This window comes from Pseudomonas sp. R62, from assembly GCF_000257605.1.
Lineage (GTDB): Bacteria > Pseudomonadota > Gammaproteobacteria > Pseudomonadales > Pseudomonadaceae > Aquipseudomonas > Aquipseudomonas atacamensis.
Map to the genome: position 1 here is coordinate 2,757,883 of NZ_JH635998.1, position 2,841 is coordinate 2,760,723.

A 2,841-nucleotide genomic window follows, 5' to 3' on the forward strand; every position below is an offset into this window, starting at 1 on the left:
GTTTTCTGATCCGGCGAGAAGCTGATCCCGGTCACTTCGCAACCCACCGGCCCGACCATGAAACGGCGAATCTCACCGGTCGCAGGATCGGCGCAGAGCATCTGGTTGTTGCCCATCCCGGCGAAGTCGCCAGCGTTGCTCGAGTCGCCGTCGGTGAGAATCCACAGGCGTCCGGCCTTGTCGAAACCCAGACCGTCGGGGCTGTTGAACATGTTCTGCGGGGTGATGTTGGATGAGCCACCCTTCGGCGTCCCGGCATGCACGCCCGGGTTGCCGGCGACCACAAACAGATCCCAGGCAAAGGTCTTCGAGGCGTGATCGTTGCGGTCGGTGCGCCAGCGCAGAATCTGCCCGTAGACGTTCTTCTCGCGCGGGTTCGGCCCGCCCACCGGTTGCCCGTCTTCGCCACGCTTGGCGTTGTTGGTCAGGGTGCAATAAACCTGGCCGTCCTTGGGGCTGACGACGATCCACTCCGGGCGGTCCATGCGTGTTGCGCCAACCACGCTGGCGGCAAGGCGCGCGTGGATCAGCACTTCTGCCTGATCGGCAAACCCGCTGCTGGCGTCGATGCCGTTCTTGCCGTGGGTCAGTTCGATCCACTGGCCCTGGCCTTTCGGGTGATCAGGGTTGCCGTCGCCGGCATCGAATTTGGCTACATACAAAGTGCCGTGATCGAGGATGTCGCGGTTGGCTTTCTGATTGCGATGGTTGATGCGATCACGGCTGACGAATTTGTAGATGAACTCGCCACGCTCGTCGTCGCCCATGTACACCACAGCGCGACCATCGTCGGTCTCGGCCAGTGCGGCGTTTTCATGTTTGAAGCGGCCCAGCGCGGTGCGTTTGACCGGAGTCGATTGCGGATCGAACGGATCGATCTCGACCACCCAGCCGTGACGGTTGAGCTCGTTGGGGTTCTTGGCCATGTCGAAGCGCGGGTCGTGCGGGTGCCAGTTGATGTCTTTGCTGCTGGCGACAACGCCGTAGCGCTTTTGCGCCGCATCGAATTGCTGCTGGGCGTTGCTGCTGCCGAAGCAGTCGGTGAAGTTTTCTTCGCAGGTCAGGTAGGTGCCCCACGGTGTCTTGCCGTTGGCGCAGTTCTGGAAGGTGCCGAGAACTTTCTTACCGTGCTTGTCGGCAGCGGTTTTCATCAAGTCGTGGCCGCGGGCCGGACCGCTGATGCGCAGCGGCGAGTTACCGTGAATCCGACGGTTGTAGCGCGAGCCCTGGACGAATTGCCACTGGCCGTTCTTGCGCTGCACTTCGATCACCGACACGCCTTCGCAGGCCAATGCCTTGCGCACGTCTTCAGCCGACTGCGGCATGCCGCCATGCGGATATAGATAGCGATAGTTGGTGTATTCGTTGTTGATCGCCATCAGCGCGCGGTTCTTGTCGTCCGGGAAGGCGAACAGGCTCATGCCGTCATTGTTGTCGCCGAACTGCACTTCCTGTGCGGCAGCGGTGCCGTTACCGCTCGGATCGAAGGCCGGGCCGTTCTTGTGCAACGGCTGGCCCCAACTGATCAGAACCGAAGACTTGTAACCCTTGGGCAGGCTGATGGCGTCGGTGGTCGCCGCCGGAATGCTCTCGAAACCGAGCAGGCGGCTGTTGCCGGCGCTGACGCTGGCGGCCATGACGCTGCGGCTCAGCAGGTTGCCGCCGAGGAACATCGCCGCGCCGCACAAGGCACCGGCGCTGATGAAACCGCGACGGCTGAGGCCGACCATTTTTTCCAGATCAGTGGATTGGTTTTCTTCTAATAGGCTCACATCAGGCTCCCTGCTTGGTTATGGGCAACACCTTAATGCGGGTCGATGACGCTTTTGTGGCAGGGACAAATCAGAGCGGCGTGCCGATCAGCACGTTGGACGGCGCGCATTGCACCTGCACCGCAGACCCCACGGCGAGTTGCTGGTTGCGCAAGTGCAGCGGTTCGGCCAAGGCGCAAAGTGTCTGGCCGTTGGGCAGGGAAATGCGCACCTCGCTGGGACCGTCCTCGGCATCGAGGATGGCTTCGATGGTGCCGCGCAGGACATTGTGTCCGGGCGTGGCCGGCTGATCGGTGCCGAGCAGTTCAAGCCAGCCAGCCTTGATCAGCGCCATCACTTCGGTACCGATCTGCAATTCCAGATGCACGGTGCTGTCGTGGGTGATCTGTGCCTCCAGAGCAATGCCTTCGGCCAGTTCGAGGCGGATCAGATCGTTGCGCCCCTGCGCCTGAATGGCCGCGACCGTGCCGTGCAGCTGATTGCGCGCGCTGGTCCTGAGCATCAGCCGCCCGAGCAGGTCGAGATCACTGGCGTCTTCGGCCGCTTCCAACACCTGCGCCTGCAACGCCTGCAATTTCTGATACAGGCGCAGCACCCGCTCGCCCTCACTGGACAATCTGGCGCCGCCGCCGCCCTTGCCGCCCACCACGCGCTCGACCAAGGGTTTCTGCGCGAGATTGTTCAACTCATCGATCGCATCCCATGCCGCCTTGTAACTGAGCCCCGCACTCTTCGCCGCACGGGTGATTGAGCCTTGCTCGGCGATGTGTTGCAGCAGGGCAATGCGCTGCGGGCGGCGGACGATGTGCTGGGAGAGCAGGGTGGGCAGGGACATGGCAGAACGCTTCTAGCTCGGGCGATGAGAGGGACGTTGGACACTTGCAGCGCATGAGTCAAGCCTGACGCAAAGCCCCCTGTGGGAGCGAGCCTGCTCGCGAAAGCGGTCTGACCAACAACATCTTTGTTGAATGTGACACCGATTCGCGAGCAGGCTCGCTCCCACAGGAGATCTGTATTCGCGTCAGGTACCGGGCTTCGGCGTCCGGGCCAGGCAATACACATCAACCCG

The 2,841-nt window shown here is 62.3% G+C and carries 2 protein-coding genes; both read right to left on the minus strand.

What is annotated here, in order from left to right; all coding sequences use genetic code 11:
• Nucleotides 1–1,772, minus strand: a 1,772-nt coding sequence (locus OQK_RS13400) for a PhoX family protein (protein ID WP_038861201.1), incomplete at its 3' end; no start/stop codon positions are given.
• 70 nt (nt 1,773–1,842) lie between these two features.
• Complete coding sequence (locus tag OQK_RS13405) at nt 1,843–2,607, minus strand: TOBE domain-containing protein (protein ID WP_016772858.1); 765 nt, start codon at nt 2,605–2,607, stop codon at nt 1,843–1,845.
• Between the last annotated feature and the right edge of the window lie 234 nt (nt 2,608–2,841).